The sequence below is a fragment of the Streptomyces sp. R818 genome (genome assembly GCF_056172735.1).
The window spans coordinates 1-23501 of the sequence record NZ_JAOCNE010000008.1 but is presented as its reverse complement, the minus strand read 5'-3'; the positions used below and the strand labels follow the sequence as shown (position 1 = coordinate 23501).

Below are 23501 nucleotides of genomic sequence, written 5' to 3'. Positions count from 1 at the left end.
GGTCAGGTCACCTCCGAGGTCCGGGCCCAGCGCGGGACACGCCGTCGCGGATCCGCGGGCGTCGAGAGGGGCGTGGCGGCCCGCGCGGGCGTCGCGAGCAGCGACGCGGCGAGCGACAGGTGCAGCAGGTACGGGGAGGCGTCGCCGAGCCCCGCCTCGGTGTACGACGACATCACGACGTACGTGATGAGGAAGATCGCGCAGGCCCGCGCGAGCGACGGCGGCCGGAGCAGCGCCACGGCGAGCAGGACGAGCAGCATCGACGCGACGAGCCCGACGCCGGTCAGGCCCTGCTCGTTGTAGACGGCCAGCCAGCTGTTGTCGATCGGCAGACCGTTGAACGACTTGTCGCCGAGGCCCGTGCCGAACAGCTGCTCGGCGGTCGACCGGGGCGCCGCGAGCAGCGCGTCCCACACCTTGGCGCGCCCGGTCAGGCTGGTGAAGTACTCCTTGGACTGCCCGCGCAGGAACCACGCCTGCACCGCGCCCGCGAACCCCACCGCGGCGACCGTGACGACCACCACCGACCAGGCGAAGAACCGCCGCGCCGCCGCACTGTTGAGGACCAGCGAGAGAATCGCGACGACGAGCCCGACGAGCATCCCGACCGTCGCCGTTCGGGTATGGGTCAGCGCAAGGACGACGAAGGACGGCACGATGATGACCGCCGCCGTTCGCCCGTCGGTCTGCCGGCCGAGCAGGAGCAGCGTCGTCAGGCCGATGATCACCGCCGAGTACTGGCCGATCTGCGGCGGCGTCAGAGGCCACAGCGCGCCCACGAGACGGCCGCCGTACAGCTCGGGCATGGCCGCGCCCGGCGAGACCGCGAGCCCCGCGACGGCCGTCCCGATCGCCACGAAGTAGAACCGGATGTGGTAGCGGACGAACGTCGTGTCCCCGTTCCACCAGCGGCTGAGCAGCCACAGCGTGCCCACGAACAGCGACAGGCGGAAGCAGCGGAACAGCGCCCCGAACCCGGCCTCCAAATGGATGCTGGAGAGGATGCTCGGCACCAGCAGGAAGGTGAGGAGCAGCAGGAAGGCGCTGGCCCTGACCCGCAGCCGTAAGTTGACCGCGAGCGCGAGGGTGAACGCGGCGACCAGCGCGCCCATCGTCACGAGCTGGATGAGCGAGCGCGGCAGCGGGATGATCGTCTTGGCCCCGGCGGAGCCCAGCGTGTTCATGCCGAGCAGCGCCCAGACGACCCCCACGGTCCGCGGGGTGCGCGCCGGCATCAGGTCCTGGACCATCTCAACCACCGGCCTGGAGGTCGAAGGTGGAGCCCGCGTCCTGCTCGTACGGCATCGCCTGCCACTGGCCGCTGTCGAGCACCTTGCCCATGTCCCGGGCGACGAAGTGCCACGGCCCGATGTACACGTTGTCGTGCCAGCGGTTGTGCTGCTTGTCGGTGATGGTCTTCTGCACCTTGTCGCCCTTGTACGGCGACCAGTCGGGATAGGTGCCGTAGTTGGAGAGCAGCGCCATCCGGTCGCACCGCGACGAGCACTTGATCTTCGCCTTGGCCAGCACGAACCGGTTGTCGTGGATGTCGACCCGCTGGGTCTTCCACCGGCAGTCGGCGTACAGCGGGTCCGTCGTGATCCCGGGCCGCTCGCACCGCTCCTTGTCCTTCACGAGCAGGGTGCAGTCACCGGAGGAGGTGTTGGCGGGGCTGTTGCAGAACCGGTCGGCGCTCTCCCACAGGGTGATGCCGTTCCAGTTGTTCTCCAGCCGGTTGCGGTAGATCTCTATTCTGTCCGTACGGGCGTCGACGCGGGGTTCGCCGCCCGACTCGGAGATGTAGACGCTCCCGTAGGGGAAGGCGTCGCCGCGCTCGGCGGACCTGCGGCCCTCGACCAGGTTGTTGCGGCGGATCGTGTTGTCCCGCACGACCGCGTTGTAGCTGATCTCGTAGATCAGCGCGGCGCCGTCGTTGGCCTCGATCAGGTTGTTCTCGATGAGGAAGTCGTTGTTGTTGGTGTCCGCCCACAGGCCGGTGCCCCGGTTGTCGTGGACCCAGTTGCCCCGGATGTCGGCCCGGTCGACGGCCCAGAACTTGATGCCGCCGGTGCAGCCGCAGCCCTCCCGGCGCTTCTCCCAGTCGTCGGTGTTGTTGCCGGTGATCTCGTTGCCCTCGACCACGAGGCCGCGGATGGAGTCACCGTCCTTGTAGGCGTTCATGCCGTACTGCCCGTTGCCGCGCAGGCAGTTGTCGCGGACCTGCTGGCGGGCGCCCGCCATGAGCCCGGCGCCGGAGTTGTACTGGATCGTGGAGTGCTCGATCACCCAGCCGTCGGCCGAGCCCTTGTTGACGGCGCCCTCGTCCTGCGGCGGGACGAACCCCTGCACGGTGAGGTGGCTGAGCGTGACGTCGGGGGCGTCGCCGCCGAACGCGTACTGGTTCTTCTTCTGCCCGTCGAGGACCGCGCCCGGCGCGCCGATGTAGCGGTTCCCCTTCTTCGGGATGACCTGGGCGAAGCGCTCGGCGGCGAGCTGGTGCCTGCCGGGGCGCAGCCAGAACGTCGTGCCCGGCGGGCTGTCCCCGGTCTTCGCCGCCAGGTCGCCGACCTTGCCGGGGTCGATCTCCACCGCGCCCTCGGGCGGCTTCTCCGGTCCGGCCGGCGGCTTGGCGCACACCCGCGCCACCTGCTGCCGGACCCCGGACGTGGACGGTGAGGCGCCCGGCTTCGCCGAGGAGCCCGTCGAGCCCGTGCCCGTGCAGCCGGCCGCCGCCAGCAGCACGAGGGCGAGGGCCGGCAGTACCGCGGGCCGTGCCCGGTTGTGCCACTTCGTCCTCACGCGTCCTCCTCTCTCTCCGCGTCGATGCGCTGTCCCGTGGTTCTGGCTGTTTCTCTACGAGAACGTGAGCACGCTCGTGAACCGCTGGGTGCCGTCTGTCGATCCGGCACCGGTGCCGATCAGCGTGGTGGCCGGTTCCTTGCGGCCGAAGCCGGGGGAGTACCAGCCGAGCGGGGGCCCGCTCTCGCCACGGTGCGCCTGCCACGTCAGCCGGCCGGGCAGGTCGAGCACCGCCGAGCGCCGCTCGCCGTCCCGGTCCCAGGTGAGCGTCGCCCGGTTCCCGGCCAGCTCCGCGGTGACCGCCGGGCCGAGGTGGAAGGCGAGACGCACCTCTCCGTGCGGCCCGCGCACCTCGTCGACGATACGCAACTCCCGTCCCACTGACGCGAGTTCGACCCTACGACGATGCACGGCGGGCCGGTACCCGTCGTGCTCGGCCACCCAGCGGGACACCTTCGCATCGGAGGTGTCGGCGACCAGGACGCGGGTGCGGGCGTGCCGGGTCCACAGGAACGGGCCGCCGGAGACCGACTGGTCGGCACCGTCGATCTCCAGGGTGTTGTGGCCGAGCGTGGAGCGGAAGTACCGCCGCCACTCGGGCTGCCCGTGGTAGCAGAAGGTGCCCGGGTCGGCGAGCACGTCGACCCCGTCCTGCCGGACCTCCACCGAGAGCGCGTCCGCGTGGGCGTGCGCGGCGATCGAGAGGAACCCGTGCGGACCGCCGTCGAGGCGGCACCAGAGCTTGTCCGGGCCGCGCAGGATCGTCATGCCCGCGTCGGGGAAGTGCACCGGCCTGCGTGCCGGACGCTTCGGGGCCGCCGGATACGGCCTGATCAACGCGGAGAGCAGCGGCGTGCGCACATCGGTGCCGGGCGCCTCGGGCCACCAGTCGAGGCGGCCGAACACGGCGGCCCCGGTGGTGAGGAGCGAGCCCCAGCGGTCGGTGCCCGCGCCGTCCACGACGAGGCCGTGCCCGTCGTCGGCGTCGCCCTGGCGCGGCGGCCGGAGCCGGTCGTCGACGACGGCGGCGAGCGCGTCGGTCATCCGGAGCAGCACGAGCCGGGTGGTCGCCGGGACCTCCACACCCGCCGCGTCGGCCTCGGCGAGCGCGGCCAGGCCCAGTTCGAGGACGAGCCCGTGGTACTCGGAGGCCAGTTCGCGGTTGAGCCCGGACAGGTGGGTGTTGGCGCGCAGGTTGCGGTCGAGGGAGCGCAGCGCGTCGGTCCGCCAGCGCGCCGAGGACGGGAACCAGTCGAAGGCGCAGGCCGCCGCGAACTGCCCGGCCGTCTCCGCGATGACGTGGTTGTTCGCGGACGAACCCCGGCTCGGGAACGCGGCGAGCCAGCGCTGGTGGTGCCAGATCTGCTCGACCGCCGCCGGGTTCTCCTCGAACAGCGCGGGCGCGCCCTGCCAGCCGTCGAGCAGCCGGCGCACCCACACCCACGACAGGAGCCTGATGCCCAGCTCGATGCCGCTGACCCAGTGCACCCCGCGCAGCGGTGGGTTCGCCGCCCACCACGACTCCAGGTGCGCGGCGACGCGTTCGGCGTACCGCTCGTCCCCGCTGACCGCGTAGGCGGCGGCGAGCACCGTCAGGTACTGGTGGCGGGACGGCTCCCAGATCTGCTTGATGTCGCCGACCGTGTCCTCGCTGCGGTAGGGCACGTCGAAGGCGTAACCGTCGGGCGCCCGGCGGCCGGTCTTCGGGTCGTGGAACCAGTCCGGGTCGACGAGGTCGTCGCGGACCACGCCGAAGAACTCGGCCTGCCCGACCATCAGCCGGTCCGCCTCGGCGAGCAGGCGCTTCGCGGCGTCCGGCGCCACGGCGTCGAGCGCGCCCGCGGGCAGCGCCGCGGTGAACCGGACGCCGGTCACGGCCGGGCTGTGCGGCGGCGCGGTGCGCCACTGCCGCCTGCGGACGGCGTCGGCGGCCCGCCCGCCGACCTCCTGCGGACCCATCCGGGACAGCCGCCGCAGGTACCAGGTGGGGCTCATGGTCATCGCGGCGACCTCGCGAGCGTGACGGGCGCGCCGCCCGCGAGAGCGGTCCGCACGGCGAGCGTCGCCGCCGTGGTCGCGGTGAGCGACTCCAGCGGTACGGGCATCGGGCCGCCGGTGCGCACGGCCCGGACGAACGCGGCGAGTTCGGCGTTCTGCCCCTTGTCGCGGGCCTTCGGCAGCCGCGAGCTGACCCACTTCTTGTGGCCGTGGACCGACGCCCGTACGAAGTCGTCGAGGCGCAGCACCTTGCCGTCCGCGATCAGGTCCAGGGTCTCCTTGGGGAAACCGGCGGAGCCGGTGGTGACGTAGCTGATGGTGGCGGTGGACCCGTCGGGGTAGCGGAGCTGCACCTGGAGGTCCTCGCCGCCGGGTGTCGCGGTCGCGTACACCGACTCCGGCTCCGCGCCGAGCAGCCAGCTCGCCGTGTCGATGAAGTGGCCGCCTTCGCCCGCGAACCGGGAGCCCTCGGTGGACTGGCGCAGGTACCAGCTGCCGTGGTCGAGGCGGCCCGCGTTGACCAGGTAGCGCAGATTGGCCGGGCCCGTCCGGGCGCCGAACCGCTGCTTCGCCTCCTGGAGCAGGGGCGCGAAGCGGCGGTTGAAGCCGACCTGGAGCCGGTCGTTGCCGGTCTCCTCGACGGTCGCGAGGACGCTCGCCAGCTCCTCCTCGGTGAGCGCGAGGGGCTTCTCCACGAAGACGGTCTTGCCCGCGCGCAGCGCCTGCTTGGTCAGCTCCGCGTGCGAGCTGTGCCGGGTGACGACGAAGACGGCGTCGATCGACTTGTCGCCGAGCACGGCGTCGAGGTCGGTGGTGGCCTCGGCGAAGCCGAACTTGCGCTGCGCGTTGGCGGCGGACAGCGCGGTCGTGGTGACGACGGTCGAGAGCACCACGCCGTCACGGCCGCTCAGGTGCGGCAGGAGCATCGAGGAGGCGTAGTTCCCGGCGCCGATGAACGCGCAGCGCACCGGGGAGCCGGTCGCGCGGGCCTGCGCGGGCACGGAGGCGCCGCGCCGCACGGCGGGCACAGTGACCTCGGCCGGCTGCGGCTCCGCCGCCTCCGAGGGCTGCCCCGGGTAGCGGAAGAGGACCGCCACCGCCTTCAGCTCGCCGTCCTTCAGGCTCTGATACGTCTCCACCGCCTCGTCGAACTCGGCGATGTGGGAGATGAGGGGCTCCACGTCGACCCGCCCCCGGGCGACGAGATCGAGGAAGCACGCCAGGTTGCGCCGCTCGGTCCAGCGCACGTAGCCGATCGGGTAGTCGCGCCCCTCCAGCTCGTACGACGGGTCGTAGCGGCCGGGGCCGTAGGACCGCGAGAAGCGGACGTCCAGCTCCTTCTCGTAGTACGCGTTCCACGGGAGGTCGAGGCGGCACTTGCCGATGTCGACGACGCGGCCCCGGTCCCGGGCCAGTTCGGCGGCCAGCTCGACCGGCTGGTTGCTGCCGCCACCGGCCGCCAGGTACACCTGGTCCACGCCGTGGCCGTCGGTGAGGTCGGCGACGGCGGCCTTCAGGGCGTCGGAGCCGGGGTCGCCGCAGGCGTCGGCGCCCGAGCGCTCGGCGAGCGCGCACCGCTCCGGGTCGGGGTCGGCGCCGACGACGCGGACGCCCGCGGCGGTGAGGAGCTGCACCACCAGCTGGCCGATCAGCCCGAGGCCGATGACGAGCGCCACCTCGCCGAGCTGCGGCTCGCCCTGACGGACACCCTGCATGGCGATCGAGCCGACCGTGCCGAAGGCGGCGTGGCGCGGGGCGAGGCCCTCCGGCACCGGGACGTACAGGTTCTTCGGGACCCAGTTCACCTCGGCGTGCAGCGCGTGCTCGTTGCCCGCGCACGCCACCACGTCACCGACCTTGACGTCGTCGACGCCCGCGCCGACCTGCTCGACGATCCCGCACAGCGAGTAGCCGAGCGGCGTGTACGAGTCGAGCTTGCCCATCACCTTGCGGTAGGTCGCGGGCACCCCGTTGGCGGCGACGCTCTGCATGACCTTGGCGACCTGGTCCGGGCGCGAGCGGGCCTTGCCCACCATCGACATGCCGGCCTCGGACACCTTCATGAGCTCGGTGCCGGTGGATATCAGCGAGAAGGCGCTGCGGACGAGCACGCCGCCCGGCTTGCACCCCGGCGCGGGGACGTCGAGCAGCGCCAGTTCGCCGCTCTTGTAGTTCTGCACAACCTGTTTCACCCGAGCTCCTCTTGTTTCCACGCTTCGTTCAGGCCGCTTCTTGTTCAGGCCGCCGGGCTCCGGCCGGAGCCGGAGGTCGCGCCGCGATACCAGTACTCGAGGGTCAGCACATGCCACAGGTGCTTGGAGAAGTCGTGCTGCCCGGAGGCGTCCTCGGCGACCATCCGGGCCAGCGCGTCACGGCGCAGGAACCCGGAGCTGACCAGCACGCCGTCATGGATCACCTCGCGCACGAGCGGCGCCAGGTCCCGGCTCATCCAGGCCCGCAGCGGCGCGCTGAACAGGCCCTTGGGCCGGTACACGATCTCATCCGGCAGGACGGTCGCGGCGGCCTCCTTGAGCACGGCCTTGCCCTGCCGCCCGGCGATCTTCCGCTCCCCGGGGAACGTGAAGGCCGCATTGACCACCTCGACGTCCACGTACGGCACCCGGACCTCGGTCGACGCGGCCATGCTGGAGCGGTCCGTGTAGGTGAGGTTCAGGCCCGGCAGGAACATCCGGGAGTCACCGAGGCACATCCGGTTGACGAAGTCGTCCAGCTCGTTGTCCTCGTAGACGTCCGCGTGCTCGGTCAGCACGTCGTCGACCGTCCCGGCCAGATCGGGGTTGATCAGAGCGAGCAGTTCGTCCTGGTCGTACATGGTGTAGCTGCGCCGGAACGCGGTCTCCTCCGGCAGGTCGGCGAAGGACAGGAACCGCTTCGCGAACCGCACCGACCGGTAGCCGCGCTTGGCCGAGGCGACCGGCAGCCGGTCCACCGCCGCCGAGACGCCGCGCCGCAACGGACGCGGGACGCGCTGGTAGCGCAGCGCCAGCGTGTTGGCGAGGTGCTTGCGGTACCCGGCGAACAGCTCGTCGGCGCCCATCCCCGACAGCATCACCTTGACCCCGGCCTCCCGGGCGGCCGAGCAGATCAGGAACGTGTTGATCGCCGCCGGGTCGCCGATCGGCTCGTCCAGGTGGTACGTCATCTCCGGCAACAGGTCCAGCACGTTCGGCGCGATCTCGATCTCGTGCAGATCCACCCCGAACCGCTCCGCGACCTGGCGCGCGTAGCGCAGATCGTCGGGCATCGCCTCGAACTTGGCGTCCTCCGCGCGGAACCCGATCGTGTAGGCCGAGATCCCCGGGCGGTCGCGCGCCGCGAGCGCCGTCAGATAACTGGAGTCGAGCCCGCCCGACAGGAACGTCGCCACGGGCACGTCGGAGAGCAGGTGCTGGCGCGTCGACTCCTCGACGATGGCCGCCAGATCCGGGATCTCCCCGGCCCGCGCCCGCTCCTGGCCCTCGGCGGCGACGTCCCGCAGATGCCAGAACCGGCCCCGCTCCACCCGGCCGTCGGCCCGGCACGTCAGCCAGCTGCCCGGCGGCAGCTTCTCCGCCTCGCGGTACGCGCACCGCGAGTCCGGCACCCAGTAGTAGAGGAGCGAGGCGACGAGCGCCGCCGGGTCCACGTCCAGGGTCCCGCCGGTCGCGGTGGCCAGCGCCTTCAGCTCCGAGGCGAAGACCAGGCCCTCGCCGCGGCGCAGGAAGAACAGCGGCTTGATGCCCAACTGGTCGCGCACCAGCGTCAGATCACCCGTGCGCTCGTCGAAGACCGCGAACGCGAACATGCCGCGAAGCCGGGGCAGGCACTCCGTGCCCCAGCGCCGCCACGCCTCAAGAAGTACCTCGGTGTCGGAGGTGCCGCGGAAGCGCACGCCGGACGCGGCCAGCTCGGCCCGCAGCTCCGGCGCGTTGTACAGCTCGCCGTTGTACGTCAGGGCGAGCCCGTCCGAGACCATCGGCTGGGCGCCGGTCTCCGACAGGTCGATGATCGAGAGCCGCCGGTGCCCGAGGTGCACCTCGCCGTCGCCCGTGACGGAGTGGCCGTAGCGCCCCGCCCCGTCCGGGCCCCGGTGGGCGAGGATGTCGGTGAGCCGGTCGGTGACGGCCTTCCCGTCCGGCCACCGGTACGTGCCTGCGATGCCACACATGTCCTACCGCGCCTCCTGGTCGCTGTCCGGGACCCGCGCGGCCCACATGGGCACGCGCTCGGCGCGCCGCTGCCCCGTCTTGTTCTGCCGGGCCAGACGCTCGCTCTGCCCGCGCAGCGCGGTGTGCAGGCCGTCCCAGAGCGTGCCGTCGGTCCGGTCCCGCGGGTCGGGGTCGATGAGGACGACACCGAGTACGGGGATGTGCTGGTCGGCGAGTTGCCGCGCGACCGTGTGCAGCCAGGCGGCACTGGCGTGCCCGGCCCGTACGACGAGCACGGTCTGGCTGCCGAGGTACTGCAGATCGGTCCAGGCGGTGCCGGGCGCGACCGAGCCGACGCCGATCCGCCGGTCCTGCGGCGAGAGCGCCGCCGCCTGCTCGCCGCTGATCACGTTCGGCCCGCCCTGCTGTGCCCGCGCCTTCGCGAGCTGGTTCCCGGGCAGCCCGTCGATGATCACCAGCGGGCCGTCCGCCGCGAGGGCACCGGCCAGGTTCAGCGCGATGACGCTCGTGGCGCGGGCGCCGCCCAGTTCGAGCAGCGACAGCGGTTCCGCAGAGCCGCGCACGGTGCGGGCCAGCGTCGTCGTGAGCCGTTCGCGGGCCGCCCTGGTCCGCCCGCGCTGCCACAGCCGGCCCGAGCTGTGCGGCAGTTCGGCGATGACCGAGGCGCCCAGGTTCGCGGCGACCTCCCGGCGCAGCACCGGCCGGTCGGCCACCACCACGCCGACCGCGGAGAGCGCGAGGCCGAGGACGAGACCGAGGACGAGCCCGATCGCGGCGTTGGTCACGGCCGCCTTCGGCAGGGAGTGCGCCACCGCGCGCGGGTCGTCCACGATCTGCGTCCCCGCGATCAGCCGGGGCGTGCCGACGCGTGCCTCCTCCGCGCGCTGGTTGAAGTCGGCGATACGGGAGTTGAGTTCGGCGCGGCGGGCGAAGAGCGACTCGATGCTCGCCGAATTGGCCGGATCGGTGTCCGGGGACCGGCCGCCGATCTCGTCGTTGACCTCGGCCAGCTCCTTCTGCATCCGGTCCCGCTGGTCGAGCAGCGCCTTGGACTCGGCCTTCGCGGTCTCCCGCATCCGCTGCACGTGGTCGGCGACGAACGCGTCGGCCAGCGCCTTCGCACGCGCCACCGCCTGCGCGTCGGTGTCACCGGTCACGTCGATCTGCAGGACGTTGTTGGTCAGCCCCCTGCCCGCGTACGTCTTCATGAAGTCCTCGGGCTTCTCCTGGGACTTCAGCGTCTTCAGGGCCCGGTCGGCGATCCGCGTGGTGCCGAGGACCTCGACGTCGGTACGGATCAGCGTGCCGGTGTCGTTCGGCTGGTCCTCCGCGTGCGCGACCAGGAGCTTGGTCGTCGCGCTCGGCGCCGGCGGCATCAGGACCGCGAACGCCGCGCCGGCCAGGAACCCGAGGACGGCGAGGGAGCACCACAGGCGACGGCGTCTGCGCACCGCCACCACCAGGGCGTGCAGGTCGAGGAGCGGAGGGGTCGTCGGCCCTTCCGCGGGCGTGCCGCTCATGACACGGGACCTCCCGTCGCGTGGCCGCGCACCGCGAGCGCGAGCGTGGCGCTCTCCGGAGGCTGGTCGGCGGAGCGCGACGGCCGGGCGCGGACCGCGCCCGCCACGACGACACCGACGACCTCGTGGCCGCCGTCCGCGCAGGCCGAGGCGATGCCGCCCAGCTCCTCCGCGGTCCAGGCGCCCGCGCTCAGCACCACCAGGACACCGGACTCGGCCTCCCGGTCGGGCACCATCGGATGGGTCGGCGAGACCTCCACGACCCGCAGCAGCGGATCGTTCTTGGCCTCGGTGACGAGCTGCCCCGCGGCCCGGCGGGCGACGTCGTCACCCTCCGGGACGACGATGAGCAGCCGCCTGGGCACCGGCAGCTGGTGCCGGAGCCGCATGCACACCCGCCGGTAGCGGACCCGTCTGCTGGTCTCGTCGCCCGACGTGTGCGGGGCAGGGGTGTCCCACCGCGCGTCGATTCCGAGGAAGCGCCGGACCCGCGCCCGCGCGCCCACCGCCTTCGCCGGTTCGGCGCTGTGGCCACCCGGGACGTCGACGGTCCCGATCGCCGTCGAGCCGAGCGCGGCGGCGATCTCCGCCTCCGTGCGCAGCCGGCGGTTCATCCGGGCCGCGGTGAGGTGCGCGATGACCGCCACGAGCAGGAAGAGCAGCGCGCCGCCCGCGACGAGCTGGACCCGCGTCGGCGGCGCCTCGCTCGTCGGCTTCGCCGCGGGCCCCATCACGACCATGCTGTTCTTGGCCCCGATGGACGGATCGGCCTCCTCCAGCTTCTTCATGGCGTCCTGCAGCGCCGTCCGCAGCTTCTCCAGCTCCGTACGGGCCTGCACGCTCTCCACCGTCTGCCCCGGATCCGCCGAGTCGGCGAGATCGCTGATGCGGCGGTTGGTCTGCGCGACCTGCTTGCGCAGGGCCTCGGGGCCGTTCTCCGCGTCGTCGGAGTCGGTCTCGTCACTCCCGATCCGCGAGGCGAAGCCGACGAACTGCTGCGCCACCTGGTCCGAGAGGCGCTGCGCCTTCTCCGGCGTGTCGGCCGTGCCGGTGATCTTGATGATGTTCCCGTCCGCCGCCTTGGCGGTCACCTTGGTCTGCAGCTCGGTGCCGTCGACACCGGGCCACTTCAGCGCGGCGGCCGAGCGGTCGACCACGGCCGAACTCGTCGCCACCTCCACCTGGGTCAGCAGCTCGCGCTCCTCCCACTGCCCCGCCATGAGGACCGACGTCGACGTGGTCCAGCTCGGCGGGAACAGCAGCGAGGCGCCCAGGCCGACGACCCCGCCCACCAGCGTGAGCAGGGTGAGGAGCCGCCAGCGCCGACGGAGAATCCGCCCGATCGTCGCCAGGCGTATCGTGTCCTCGCTCAACGGCGCGGCCTCCTCCCTGTCCGGCCGCGGCAGGCAGCGTCATAGGCGGCCAGCAGCGACTGCTGCGAGTTCCGCCAGGACAGCCGCCCGCTGATCCGCTCCTGCCCGATCTTGCCCATCTCCGCCCGGCGCTCCGGGTCGTCCAGGAGCTCCCCGACGAGCCGGGCGAACGCGGACTCGTCGTTCGCCGGCGCGTACAGCGCGGCGTCCCCCGCGGAGACCCGCGCCTCCCGCAGCTCGAACGAGACGATCGGCCGGCCCATCGCCATGTACTCCAGGACCTTGTTCATGGTCGACACGTCGTTGAGCGGGTTGCGCGGGTCGGGGGAGAGGCACACGTCCGCCGTGGACAGATAGCGCACCAGATCGGCGTCGGGTATCCGCCCCGTGAACTGCACCTGGTCCGTCAGGCCCAGCTCCTCCGACAGCTCCACCATCGCGTCGAAGGCGTCACCGCCGCCGACGAACACCGCGTGCCAGTCCGTCCGCCCGACCTCGTCACGGAGCTTCGCCAGGGCCCGCAGGGCGTAGTCCACCCCGTCCTGCGGCCCCATCACGCCGAGGTAGCACAGCAGATGGGGCTTGCCGCGCTTCAGCTCCTGCTCGGGCGGCACCGGCCGGAACCGCTCGATCTGCGGCGCGCTGCGCACCACGAACACGTCCTCGGGCCGCTTGCCGCCGCGGCGCACCGCGACGTCCTTGTAGCTCTCGTTCGTCGCGAGCACGACGTCCGCCGCCCGGTACGTGAGCCGCTCCAGGCCGCGCACGGCCCGGTAGAGCAGGTCCTCGCCCCGGTCGAACCGGGACAGGTACAGCTCGGGCACCAGGTCGTGCTGGTCGAAGACGAACCGCGCGCCGAGCCGCTTCAGCCGCAGCGCGGGCAGGAAGAGCAGGTCGGGCGGGTTGCAGGCGTGCACCACATGGACCGGGCCGACCTTGCGGGCCAGACGCGCCGTGTGCCACAGCGCCGCCCCGTACTCGCGCAAGTAACCGGCCGGACCGCCGGTGGCGGCGTTCAGCGGGTAGCGGTGGATCCGCACCCCGTCGATCTCCGCCTCCGCCTCGGTGTCCCGCTTGGTGCCCTGCGGGCAGATGACGTGCACCTCCCACCCCGCGTCGCGCAGGGTCAGGCACTCCTGCCAGACCCGTCGGTCGAACGGCACCGACAGGTTCTCGACCAGGATCAGCGCGCGCCGCCCCCGGCCCTCGTTGCCACTTCCACGTGCTGTGTCACCAAGCAAGGCCCACGTACCCCGGTTCGGCCCGGCGCGTGTCCGCGTCGGGAAGACGGATGAGATCGACGATCAACGGGCCGCCGTCACCGTGCGGCAGCGCCGAGAGAACGTCCGGGTCCTTGGTGCCGACCAGGCACACGTCGGCGTGGTCGAGCACCTCGTCGACGGAGTCCGCGAGCAGCTGCGCGAGGTGCGGAAGGCGGGTCTCGATGTACTCGCGGTTCGCGCCGAGCAGCCGGGACAGGCTCACGTTGGCGTCGTAGATCTTCAGGTCGTAGCCCTTGCCGTAGAGCCGCTCCGCCAGTTCGACGAGCGGGCTCTCGCGCAGGTCGTCGGTGCCGGGCTTGAAGGAGAGCCCGAACAGGCCCGCCTTCCGCTTGCCGGTGCGCTCCACCAGCTCCACCGCGCGCTGCAGATGGTCCTCGTTGGACGGCAGCACGTGCGACAGGATCGGCACCGACACATCCGCGCGCCGCGCCGCGTGGACCAGGCTGCGCAAATCCTTGGGCAGGCAGGAGCCGCCGAAGGCGAAACCGGGGCGCAGATAGGCGGGGCTGATGTTCAGCTTGCGGTCGGCCAGGAAGACGTCGATCACCTGGTGGGAGTCGACGCCGAGCGCCTGGTACACCGCGCCCAGCTCGTTGGCGAAGCCGATCTTGAGGCCGTGGAAGGCGTTGTCCGCGTACTTGATCGCCTCGGCCACCGGGACGTCCACGCGGAACACCTCGCCGGGCAGCCCGTCGTAGAGCGCGGCGACCACGTCACCGCTGGCCTCGTCGATCTGGCCGATGACGGTCTTCGGCGGGTCGAAGTAGTCCCGCACGCTGGTGCCCTCGCGCAGGAACTCCGGGTTGACCGCGACCCCGAAGTCCACCCCGGCGGTGCCGGCGTGCTTCTCCAGGATCGGCACGAGCAGGTTCATGCAGGTGCCCGGGAGCATGGTGGAGCGGAAGACGACGGTGTGCCGGCCCTCCCGCTCCGCGAGCGCCGCGCCGATCTGCTCGGCGACCCGCTCCAGATAGGTGGTGCACAGACTGCCGTTGGCCTCGGAGGGCGTACCCACGCACACCAACGACACGTCGCTGTTCAGGATCGCGTCGCGCACGTCGTCGGTCGCGCGCAGCCTGCCGCTGCCCACCGCCTCGGCGACGATCTCGCCGATCCGCTCCTCGACGACCGGCGCCTTGCCGTCGTTGACGAGGTCGACCTTGACCTTGCTGACGTCGACGCCGATGACCTCGTGGCCCGAGGCGGCCAGGCACGCCGCCGACACGCACCCCACGTAGCCCAGTCCTAAGACGCTGACTCTCATGACCTGTTCCTCCCCCCAAGGCGGACTCTCACGGTCCGCGATTTCCGTGCTCTGCCGGGCAGTTGTGCCGCAGACCCCCCTGCGTTTCTCAGTACGCTCCCTGCCCCCGGAGCACCGCGCGCAGCGTCTTCCACAAGATCACCGAGTCCAGGGCGAGCGACCAGTCCTCCACGTACCGCAGGTCGAGGCGGACGGCCTCCTCCCACGGCAGGTCACTGCGCCCGCTGATCTGCCACAGGCCGGTCAGACCCGGCTTCACGAGGAGGCGCCGCCGGATGTCGGGCCCGTACGCCGCCGACTCCTCCGGCAGCGGCGGGCGCGGCCCGACGAGCGACATCGACCCGGTCAACACGTTGAACAGCTGCGGGAGTTCGTCGAGCGAGTACTTGCGCAGGACGGTGCCGACGCGGGTCACGCGCGGGTCCCTGCGCATCTTGAACATCAGGCCCGCGCCCTCGTTCCGGTCGGCGAGCTGGGCCCGCACCCGGTCGGCGTCGGCGACCATGGTGCGGAACTTGAAGATCGTGAACTCCTGGCCGTCCTTGCCGACCCGGCGCTGGCGGTAGACCGCCCCGCCCCGGCTGTCGACGACGACGAGCAGCGCGACAAGGAGCATCACCGGCGCGAAGAACAGGATCAGCGCCGCCGCGCCGAGCCGGTCCACGACGCCCTTGATGACCCGGCGGCCACCGGTGAAGGCGGGCATGCTGACCCGCAGCAGCGGTATGCCGAGCACGGCGTCGACGTGCAGCCGGGGCCCCGCGACCTCCATCAGGACGGGGGCGACGACCATCTCGGCGTCGCTGCCCTCCAGGTTCCAGGCGAGGCGCTGCAGGCTGTCGGGCGACCAGTGCGCGTCGGGCGTGACGGCGACGACGCGGTAGCCGTCGCGGTGGACGTGGCCCGCGACGTCCGAGAGGCGGCCGACGACCGGCACACCGTCCAGCTGGTCGCTGTCGGGCCCGTGTCCGTCGGGCGTGCACACCGCCTCCACGCGCCAGCCGAGGTGCGGGAACTTGCGGGTGCGGGTGATCAGGTCGTGCACGGTGGCCGGGGAGCCGGCCGCGAGGACCGGTCTGAGGCAGCGCCCCTCCTTGCGCTGCTTGTGCAGCCACAGGCGGAGCAGATACCGGGTGGTCATCGTGGTGATCGCGATCGCGGGGATCGCGACGAATATCCAGAGCTTGATGTTGCGCGAGGTCAGCGCTATCCCGCCGAGCGCGAGGACGACGGTCGCCGTGAACAGCGAGCGTCCGAACCGGCGGAACTCCTCGGCGCCCTGGCCGAGCACCGCGGGCGCCCAGGCCCGGCTCAGCGCGAGCGACGCGAGCACCAGCAGCTCGGTGCCGAAGGCGAGGATGCCCCACTTCTCATGCCAGTTGGCCGCGTCGCGGGCCCCGAAGAACTGGCCGATCGACGCCACCACCACGGCCGTCGCCACGGTGTCGGCGATGATCACGGTGCGCCGGTACCGCTGTTCCCAGTCGGTGGCGGGCTGTCCGAGTGTCCCGTTCCCCAGACGCCCGCGGGCCGGCGGTAACGGGCTTACTAATTCCCCCTGCTGCACGGAACCCCCAGGTCACCAGCGGGCTCGACGTGTTCGCTCCACACGGTTCCTCCCCCCAGGAGGCGCCCCCGCCCCCCGCACTGTGTTCTCCCCCGGGAGGCTCCGCCCCCCGTGCCGCGCTGTTCTCGTCAGCGCTGTTCTCGTCAGCGAAAGGCCCCCGCCTTCCGCGCCGCACCGTTCTTCCCCCCGGAAGGCCGCTTCCGGCCTCCCGCGCATGACATTTCGGCTGAGCAGCGTTGTTTGAACACCTCGCCCGGGCGGCAATGGTCTGTTGGGCCCGCCAGGGCGTCACGGTGTGCGGAACCCGCCGAAACCCCGGATGCTCCCCACACCCAGGGCCCTGGTCCGGGCCCGAAGAATCGATCACCCCCACGCCTGGCACCGGGGGCCCAGCCACTGGCTGTTCCCGGCGCCCGACTTATAGATCGTCATTTGTCGCCTCGTGTCCACATGTGGAGCACGGTCAATCTAGACCATCAGCGCCGCCGTGTAGAGGGTATGTGTGGAACTCGTGCGCAAGCTTTGAGACTTGATCCAGATGTCGAACGTGCGTGCAGTGGGGACAGCGCTTTCCGGCTGAACGATCTCGGCCACGCCCCGGACCCGGTCCCGGAATCGGACCTCGTTCGAAATATCGGACGGATCTGCCGGAATGCGGTACCTGCCGAAGGGCGGGAGAGTGTGGGGCATGGCAAAGAAGAAGAAGGACCTCAGCAAGGGCGACAAGGTTTCCTGGAGCAGTCACGGACAGGACGTCCCGGGAAAGGTCGAGAAGAAGATCACCAAGAACACGGAGGCGGCGGGCCGCACCGTCAAGGCGTCCAAGGAAGAACCGCAGTACGAAGTCACCAGTGACAAATCCGGTAAGAACGCCGTGCACAAGCCGGAATCCCTGCGCAAGAAGAACAGCGGCTGATGAGCGGGAAAAGCGACGACGACCGGCAGGACACCATCAAGGAGTTCGGCGAGGTCGTCAACATGACCCCCGCCGCCCTCAAGAAGTGGCTGGACACCGACGAGTCCAAGAGCGTCGGCCAGTCGGACGGCGGCGGCGAGAGCGTCGGCCACGCCTCCGGGCGCCGCATCATCGACCTCAAGGAAAAGAAGAAGGGCGACCTCACCGACGACGACGTCGCCCATATGCGGAAAGTCGTCGGCTATGTGCACCGCCATATGAAGCAGCGCCCCTCCGGGGACGTCACGGACACCCGCTGGCGTTACTCGCTGATGAACTGGGGCCACGATCCGAAAAAGTGACGAGGGCGACGACGCCGCCACCCCGCACTGGCTCTTCGGTGACCAGCTGGGCCCCCACTTCGTCCCGCACCGCTCCGCACCGCTGGTCATGATCGAGGCGCGCGGTGTCCTCCGGCGCCGCCGCTTCCACCGCGCCAAGGCGCACCTCGTCCTCTCCGCGATGCGGCACCGGGCCGCCGAGCTCGGCGACCGCGTCCGCTACGTCAAGGCGGACACCTACCGCGCGGGCCTGCGCGAGGCGGTGGGCGACGGCACCCCGGTGACCGTCCACCACCCGACCTCGCACGCGGCCCGCACCTTCGTGGACGCCCTGCCCGCAGTACGCGTGCTGCCCGCCCGCGGCTTTCTCGTCCCGCACGACGACTTCACCGCCTGGGCGGCCGGCCACGGCACGAAACACCTGCGCCAGGAGGACTTCTACCGCTGGGTCCGCCACACCCACGACCTCCTCATGGACGGCGACCAGCCCGCCGGCGGGCGCTGGAACCTCGACCACGACAACCGCGAGCCCCCGCCCAAGGGCGCCGGCCACCTCGACGTGCCCCCGCCCTACCGGCCGCGCGAGAGCGACATCGACGCCGAGGTGCGGGCCGACCTCGACCGCTGGGCCCGCGACGGCGACGTGGAGTTCGTCGGCGAGGACGGCCCGCGCGAGTTCCCCGCCACCCGCCGCGAGGCGCTCGCCGCGCTCCGCCGCTTCCTCGACCACCGGCTCGCCACCTTCGGCGCCTACGAGGACGCCGTCCTCGCCGACGACGCGGCCATGAGCCACAGCCGGCTCTCCTCCTCGCTCAACCTCGGCCTGCTCGACCCCGCCGAATGCGTCGAAGGGGCCGAGGCGCGCTGGCGCGCGGGCGACGTCCCGCTCAACAGCGCCGAGGGGTTCATCCGGCAGATCGCCGGGTGGCGCGAATTCGTCTGGCACCTCTACTGGCACTTCGGCACCGGGTACCGCGACAGCAACGAACTGCGCCACCGCGCGCCGCTGCCCGACTGGTTCACCGAGCTGTCCTCGGCGGGGACCGACGCGAACTGCCTGACCCACGTCCTCGACCAGGTCCGCACGACCGGCTGGACGCACCACATCCCCCGCCTCATGATCCTCGGCAGTTACGCGCTGCAACGCGGCTGGGAGCCGAAGGCCCTCACCGACTGGTTCCACCGCAGCTTCGTCGACGGCTACGACTGGGTGATGGTGCCGAACGTCGTCGGCATGTCCCAGTACGCCGACGGCGGCCGCATGACGACCAAGCCGTACACGTCGGGCGGCGCCTACATCGACCGGATGAGCGACCTGTGCGGGCCCTGCCGGTACAAGCCGTCCGTACGCGTCGGCGACGACGCCTGCCCCTTCACCGCCGGCTACTGGACCTTCCTCCACCGCCACCGCGAGCGCTTCGAGCACAACGCCCGCATGTCCCAGCCGGTCCGCGGCCTCGACCGCCTCCGTGACCTCGACGAACTCCTGGAACAGGAGCGGGGCCGCCGGGACTGAGGCGCCTTGAGCGCGGCTCGAATCGGTCACGAACGGAGAAGCTCCGGAGCGTCCGGCCTGTACATACTGCTCCCAGCCGGGTCGCCCGACGTATGGAGACAGTGATGACCGCCAAGGCCAGGAAGACCGACACGCCGCAGTCCGGACCGTCCGGGGAGTCCGCGCGGCACGTCGCCGACAGCCATGACCTGATCCGGGTGTACGGGGCCCGCGAGAACAACCTCAAGGACGTCAGCGTCGAACTGCCCAAGCGCCGGCTGACCGTGTTCACCGGGGTCTCCGGGTCGGGCAAGAGCTCCCTGGTGTTCAACACGATCGCCGCCGAGTCGCAGCGCCTGATCAACGAGACGTACAGCGCGTTCGTCCAGGGCTTCATGCCGACGCTCGCCCGCCCCGAGGTCGATGTCCTCGACGGGTTGACCACAGTGATCACCGTTGATCAACAGCGGCTCGGCGCGGACCCGCGCTCCACCGTCGGCACCGCGACCGACGCCAACGCCATGCTGCGCATCCTCTTCAGCCGCCTCGGCACCCCGCACCTCGGCTCGCCCAAGGCGTTCTCCTTCAACGTCGCCTCGATCAGCGGCGCCGGCGCGGTGACCGTCAAGCGCGGCGGCGTGGATGTGAAGGAGCGGCGCGCCTTCAGCATCACCGGCGGCATGTGCCCGCGCTGCGAGGGCCGCGGCGCGGTCTCCGACATCGACCTGACCGCCCTGTACGACGACAGCAAGTCCCTCGACGAGGGCGCGCTCACCATCCCCGGCTACAGCATGGACGGCTGGTACGGCCGCATCTTCACCGGCTGCGGCTTCTTCCCGCCGGACAAGCCGATCGCCCGCTTCACCAAGCGACAGCTGCACGATCTGCTGTACAAGGAGCCGACGAAGATCAAGGTTGACGGGATCAACCTGACGTACGAGGGGTTGATCCCGCGGATCCAGAAGTCCATGCTCTCCAAGGACGTCGACTCGCTCCAGCCGCACATCAGGGCCTTCGTCGAGCGCGCCGTCACCTTCGCCGTCTGCCCCGAGTGCGAGGGCACGCGGCTCAACGAGGGCGCCCGCTCCTCCAAGATCGAGGGCGTCAGCATCGCCCACGCCTGCGCCATGGAGATCCGCGACCTCGCCGCCTGGGTGCGCGGACTGACGGACCCCTCGGTCGCCCCGCTCCTCGAGACGCTCCAGCAGACCCTGGAGTCGTTCGTCGAGATCGGCCTCGGCTACCTCTCCCTCGACCGGCCCTCCGGCACCCTGTCCGGCGGTGAGGCCCAGCGCGTCAAGATGATCCGCCACCTCGGCTCGTCCCTCACCGACACCACCTACGTCTTCGACGAGCCGACGACCGGGCTGCACCCGCACGACATCCAGCGGATGAACGAGCTGCTCCTGCGCCTGCCGACAAGGGCAACACCGTCCTCGTCGTCGAGCACAAGCCGAGATGATCGCGATCGCCGACCACGTCGTGGACCTCGGGCCGGGGCCGGCGCGGGCGGCGGCAGCGTCTGCTTCGAGGGGACCGTGGAGGGGCTGCGGGCCGCCGACACCGTCACCGGACGCCACTTCGACGACCGCGCCGCCGTGAAGGACTCCGTGCGCAAGCCGACGGGCGCCCTGGAGATCCGCGGCGCCTCCACCCACAACTCCAGGACGTCGACGTCGACATCCCGCTCGGCGTGCTGACCGTCGTCACCGGTGTGGCCGGATCCGGCAAGAGCTCCCTCCGTGCACGGCTCGATCCCGGCGGGGAGGGCTCGTCTCCGTCGACCAGGGCGCGATCCGCGGCTCGCGGCGCTCCAATCCGGCCACGTACAGCGGTGTCCTCGACCCGATCCGCAAGGCGTTCGCCAAGGCCAACGGCGTCAAGCCCGCTCTCTTCAGCGCCAACTCCGAGGGCGCCTGCCCCACCTGCAAGGGCGTCGGCGTCGTCTACACCGATCTCGCGATGATGGCCGGGGTGTCGACGACCTGCGAGGAGTGCGACGGCAAGCGGTTCGACGCCTCCGTCCTTGAGTACCGCCTCGGCGGCCGGGACATCAGCGAGGTCCTCGCGATGCCGGTGGCCGAGGCCGAGGAGTTCTTCCGCGCGGGCGACGCCCGCACGCCCGCCGCGCACAAGATCCTGGAGCGCCTCGACGACGTCGGGCTCGGCTACCTCACCCTCGGCCAGCCGCTCACCACGCTCTCCGGCGGCGAGCGGCAGCGGCTCAAGCTCGCCGCGCACATGGGGGAGAAGGGCGGCGTGTACGTCCTCGACGAGCCGACAGCCGGGCTGCACCTGGCCGACGTCGAGCAGCTGCTCGGGCTGCTCGACAGGCTCGTCGACCGGCAAGTCCGTCATCGTCGTCGAGCACCACCAGGCCGTCATGGCGCACGCCGACTGGATCATCGACCTCGGCCCCGGCGCAGGTCACGACGGAGGCAAGGTCGTCTTCGAGGGCACCCCGGCGGACCTCGTCGCCCACCGCGGGACGCTCACGGGACAGCACCTCGCGGAGTACGTGAAGGGTGACCGGCGGTCCAGCGCGGCCGTGACGGGCGGCCCCGCCCGGCCACCCGTATGAGAAGCGTCAAGGGCACGCACGTTCCCGTATAGGAGGCGTCAACAGGGATCGGAACCGGCCACGAGCGGATGTTTGCTCTAACCGTTCCAACGGATCCAACCGTTTCCGTCCGGTTCGGATCGGTCCGGTTCCGTCCCTGTCCCTCTCGCACCCATCCGGGAGCCCACGATGGCCGATCTGGCCTTCGTCGTCACCACGGTCGCGGTCTTCGCGCTGGTGGCCCTCGTCGCCAAGGGGGTGACCAAGCTATGACCGTCGAACATGTCGTCGGCCTCGTCGTGGCCGTCGCCCTCCTGGGCTATCTCGTCCTCGCCCTCCTGTACCCGGAGAGGTTCTGAGCGCCGACATGAGCCCCGTACTCGCCGCGGCGCTGCAGTTCTCGCCCTCTGCGGCGCTCGCCCTGGCCCACCGTCCGCTCGGCGACCACATGGCCCGGGTCTACTCCTCCGAGAAGCACCTCCGGGTGGAGAAGTGGATCTACAAGGGCATCGGCGCCGACCCCGACACGCGGATGCGCTGGACCGCGTACCTGCGCGGCGTCCTCGCGTTCTCCGCCGTGAGCGTCCTGTTCCTCTACCTCCTCCAGCGGCTCCAGGGCGCGCTGCCCGGCTCGCTCGGCTTCACGTCGATCGACCCCGACCAGGCGTTCAACACGGCCGCGTCCTTCGTCGCCAACACCAACTGGCAGTCGTACTACGGCGAGCAGGCCATGGGCCACGTCGTGCAGACCGGCGGCCTCGCGGTGCAGAACTTCGTCTCGGCCGCCGTGGGCATCGCCGTCGCCGTCGCCCTCGTACGCGGCTTCGCCCGGACCCGCACCGGCGAACTGGGCAACTTCTGGGCCGACCTCGTCCGCGGCGTCGTCCGCGTCCTCCTCCCCGTCGCGGTGGTCGGCGCGCTCGTCCTGGTCGCCTGCGGCGCGATCCAGAACTTCTCGGGGATCCACGAGGTCGGCCAGTTCATGGGCGGCTCGCAGCAGTGGAACGGCGGCGCCGTCGCCTCCCAGGAAGCCATCAAGGAGCTGGGCACCAACGGCGGCGGCTACTTCAACGCCAACTCCGCCCACCCCTTCGAGAACCCGAACGGTTTCACCAACCTCTTCGAGGTCTTCCTCATCCTGGTCATCCCGTTCGCGCTGACCCGCACGTTCGGCGTCATGGTCGGCTCGGTCCGGCAGGGCTACGCGATCCTCGCCACGATGGCGTCGATCTGGGTCCTCTTCTCCGGCCTCATGATGTGGACCGAGTTCGCCCACCACGGCCCCGCCTTCGACCTCGCGGGCGGCGCCATGGAAGGCAAGGAGAACCGGTTCGGCATCGGCGGCTCGTCGATCTTCGCGGTCGCCACGACGCTGACCTCGACCGGCGCGGTCAACTCCTTCCACTCCTCCTACACCGGCCTCGGCGGCGGCATCACCATGCTGGGCATGCAGCTCGGCGAGATCGCGCCCGGCGGCACGGGATCCGGCCTCTACGGCATGCTGATCATGGCGATCATCGCGGTGTTCCTCGCCGGACTGATGGTCGGCCGAACCCCGAGTACCTCGGCAAGAAGATCGGCACCCGCGAGATCAAGCTCGCCGCCTGCTACATCCTGATCACCCCGGTGCTCGTCCTGCTCCTCACCGCCTTCTCGATGGCCCTGCCGACGCCGAAGGACTCCATGCTCAACGGGGGCGCACACGGGTTCTCCGAGATCCTCTACGCGTTCACCTCCGGCGCCAACAACAACGGCTCCGCCTTCGCGGGCCTGAGCGCCGACACCACCTGGTTCAACACCACGATCGGGCTCGCCATGCTGCTCGGCCGCTTCCTGCCGATGGTGTTTCGTGCTCGCGCTCGCCGGCTCGCTCGCCGGGCAGCGGCCCGTCCCGGCCACGTCGGGCACCCTGCGCACCGAGAAACCCCTGTTCACCGGCCTGCTCGTCGGCACGGTCGCCATCGTCGCCGGGCTGACGTACTTCCCCGCCCTGGCGCTCGGCCCGCTCGCGGAAGGCTCGCCTCATGACCGCGAAGACTGAAGTCCCTGCCCGACGCCTGCCGCAAGCTGGACCCCCGGGTGATGGTCAAGTCCCCGGTGATGTTCGTGGTGCTCGTCGGCTCGGTCCTGACGACCGTGTTCTCCTTCGCCCACCCCTCCGACTGGTTCGGCTGGACCATCAGCGCCTGGCTCTGGCTGACGGTGGTCTTCGCCAACCTGGCGGAGGCCGTCGCGGA

Annotated in this window: 14 protein-coding genes and 3 pseudogenes; 7 read left to right on the top strand and 10 right to left on the bottom strand. The window is 71.2% G+C overall.

Annotated features, from left to right (window positions below):
* Positions 1-2 precede the first annotated feature (2 nt).
* The 10 genes from N5I75_RS22385 to N5I75_RS22340 form a co-directional block, all read right to left on the bottom strand.
* Positions 3-1250, bottom strand: a complete 1248-nt coding sequence (locus N5I75_RS22385) for an O-antigen ligase family protein (protein ID WP_476680116.1) — start codon at positions 1248-1250, stop codon at positions 3-5.
* 1 nt (position 1251) lies between these two features.
* Entirely contained in the window at positions 1252-2799 is a 1548-nt protein-coding gene (locus N5I75_RS22380) for a right-handed parallel beta-helix repeat-containing protein (protein ID WP_476679871.1), read from the bottom strand.
* Between the two features lie 54 nt (positions 2800-2853).
* Positions 2854-4800 carry a heparinase II/III family protein gene (locus tag N5I75_RS22375; RefSeq protein ID WP_476679869.1) on the bottom strand — a complete coding sequence of 649 codons (1947 nt, stop codon included), beginning with the start codon at positions 4798-4800 and terminating at the stop codon, positions 2854-2856.
* On the bottom strand, positions 4797-6989 hold the full coding sequence (locus tag N5I75_RS22370; RefSeq protein WP_476679867.1) for a bi-domain-containing oxidoreductase: 2193 nt from the start codon (positions 6987-6989) through the stop codon (positions 4797-4799). Before N5I75_RS22370 ends, N5I75_RS22375 begins: the two co-directional genes overlap by 4 nt.
* 44 nt (positions 6990-7033) lie before the next feature.
* The gene (asnB, locus tag N5I75_RS22365; protein ID WP_476679865.1) at positions 7034-8965 is read right to left on the bottom strand and encodes an asparagine synthase (glutamine-hydrolyzing); all 1932 of its coding nucleotides are present in this window, start codon (positions 8963-8965) and stop codon (positions 7034-7036) included.
* 3 nt (positions 8966-8968) lie between these two features.
* The gene (locus N5I75_RS22360) at positions 8969-10486 is read right to left on the bottom strand and encodes a Wzz/FepE/Etk N-terminal domain-containing protein (RefSeq protein WP_476679863.1); all 1518 of its coding nucleotides are present in this window, start codon (positions 10484-10486) and stop codon (positions 8969-8971) included.
* Positions 10483-11859 (bottom strand): Wzz/FepE/Etk N-terminal domain-containing protein, encoded by a 1377-nt coding sequence (locus N5I75_RS22355; RefSeq protein ID WP_476679861.1) that lies wholly within the window; start codon positions 11857-11859, stop codon positions 10483-10485. Before N5I75_RS22355 ends, N5I75_RS22360 begins: the two co-directional genes overlap by 4 nt.
* Positions 11856-13100, bottom strand: a complete 1245-nt coding sequence (locus N5I75_RS22350) for a glycosyltransferase family 4 protein (protein ID WP_476679859.1) — start codon at positions 13098-13100, stop codon at positions 11856-11858. Before N5I75_RS22350 ends, N5I75_RS22355 begins: the two co-directional genes overlap by 4 nt.
* The gene (locus N5I75_RS22345; protein ID WP_476679857.1) at positions 13090-14406 is read right to left on the bottom strand and encodes a nucleotide sugar dehydrogenase; all 1317 of its coding nucleotides are present in this window, start codon (positions 14404-14406) and stop codon (positions 13090-13092) included. Before N5I75_RS22345 ends, N5I75_RS22350 begins: the two co-directional genes overlap by 11 nt.
* A gap of 88 nt (positions 14407-14494) precedes the next feature.
* A complete protein-coding gene (locus N5I75_RS22340) occupies positions 14495-15973 on the bottom strand; it encodes a sugar transferase (RefSeq protein ID WP_476679855.1) in 1479 nt (492 codons plus the stop codon).
* A gap of 688 nt (positions 15974-16661) precedes the next feature.
* Between N5I75_RS22340 and N5I75_RS22335 the strand changes: the two genes are divergently transcribed.
* The 7 genes and pseudogenes from N5I75_RS22335 to N5I75_RS22305 form a co-directional block, all read left to right on the top strand.
* Positions 16662-16889 (top strand): DUF2945 domain-containing protein, encoded by a 228-nt coding sequence (locus tag N5I75_RS22335; RefSeq protein WP_398195613.1) that lies wholly within the window; start codon positions 16662-16664, stop codon positions 16887-16889.
* Positions 16889-17230 (top strand): DUF3140 domain-containing protein, encoded by a 342-nt coding sequence (locus tag N5I75_RS22330; protein WP_476679853.1) that lies wholly within the window; start codon positions 16889-16891, stop codon positions 17228-17230. Before N5I75_RS22335 ends, N5I75_RS22330 begins: the two co-directional genes overlap by 1 nt.
* Positions 17217-18725: a cryptochrome/photolyase family protein gene (locus N5I75_RS22325; RefSeq protein WP_476680115.1), complete on the top strand. Its 1509-nt coding sequence runs from the start codon at positions 17217-17219 to the stop codon at positions 18723-18725. The genes N5I75_RS22330 and N5I75_RS22325 overlap by 14 nt, the downstream gene beginning before the upstream one ends.
* 104 nt (positions 18726-18829) lie before the next feature.
* A pseudogene (locus N5I75_RS22320) lies at positions 18830-21285 on the top strand (ATP-binding cassette domain-containing protein).
* A gap of 248 nt (positions 21286-21533) precedes the next feature.
* Entirely contained in the window at positions 21534-21623 is a 90-nt protein-coding gene (gene kdpF / locus N5I75_RS22315; protein WP_476679851.1) for a K(+)-transporting ATPase subunit F, read from the top strand.
* Between the two features lie 8 nt (positions 21624-21631).
* Positions 21632-23305 (top strand): annotated as a pseudogene (gene kdpA / locus N5I75_RS22310) (potassium-transporting ATPase subunit KdpA).
* Positions 23302-23501, top strand: a pseudogene (locus tag N5I75_RS22305) (hypothetical protein); the annotation flags it as partial. The pseudogenes kdpA and N5I75_RS22305, both read left to right, overlap by 4 nt.

Excerpts from the sequence above, each read along its gene's own strand:
- N5I75_RS22385 (WP_476680116.1), bottom strand. The coding sequence starts at position 1,250 with ATGGTCCAGGACCTGATGCCGGCGCGCACCCCGCGGACCGTGGGGGTC.
- N5I75_RS22375 (WP_476679869.1), bottom strand. The coding sequence starts at position 4,800 with ATGACCATGAGCCCCACCTGGTACCTGCGGCGGCTGTCCCGGATGGGT.
- asnB (WP_476679865.1), bottom strand. The coding sequence starts at position 8,965 with ATGTGTGGCATCGCAGGCACGTACCGGTGGCCGGACGGGAAGGCCGTC.
- N5I75_RS22360 (WP_476679863.1), bottom strand. The coding sequence starts at position 10,486 with ATGAGCGGCACGCCCGCGGAAGGGCCGACGACCCCTCCGCTCCTCGAC.
- N5I75_RS22345 (WP_476679857.1), bottom strand. The coding sequence starts at position 14,406 with ATGAGAGTCAGCGTCTTAGGACTGGGCTACGTGGGGTGCGTGTCGGCG.
- N5I75_RS22335 (WP_398195613.1), top strand. The coding sequence starts at position 16,662 with ATGGCAAAGAAGAAGAAGGACCTCAGCAAGGGCGACAAGGTTTCCTGG.
- N5I75_RS22330 (WP_476679853.1), top strand. The coding sequence starts at position 16,889 with ATGAGCGGGAAAAGCGACGACGACCGGCAGGACACCATCAAGGAGTTC.
- kdpF (WP_476679851.1), top strand. The coding sequence starts at position 21,534 with ATGACCGTCGAACATGTCGTCGGCCTCGTCGTGGCCGTCGCCCTCCTG.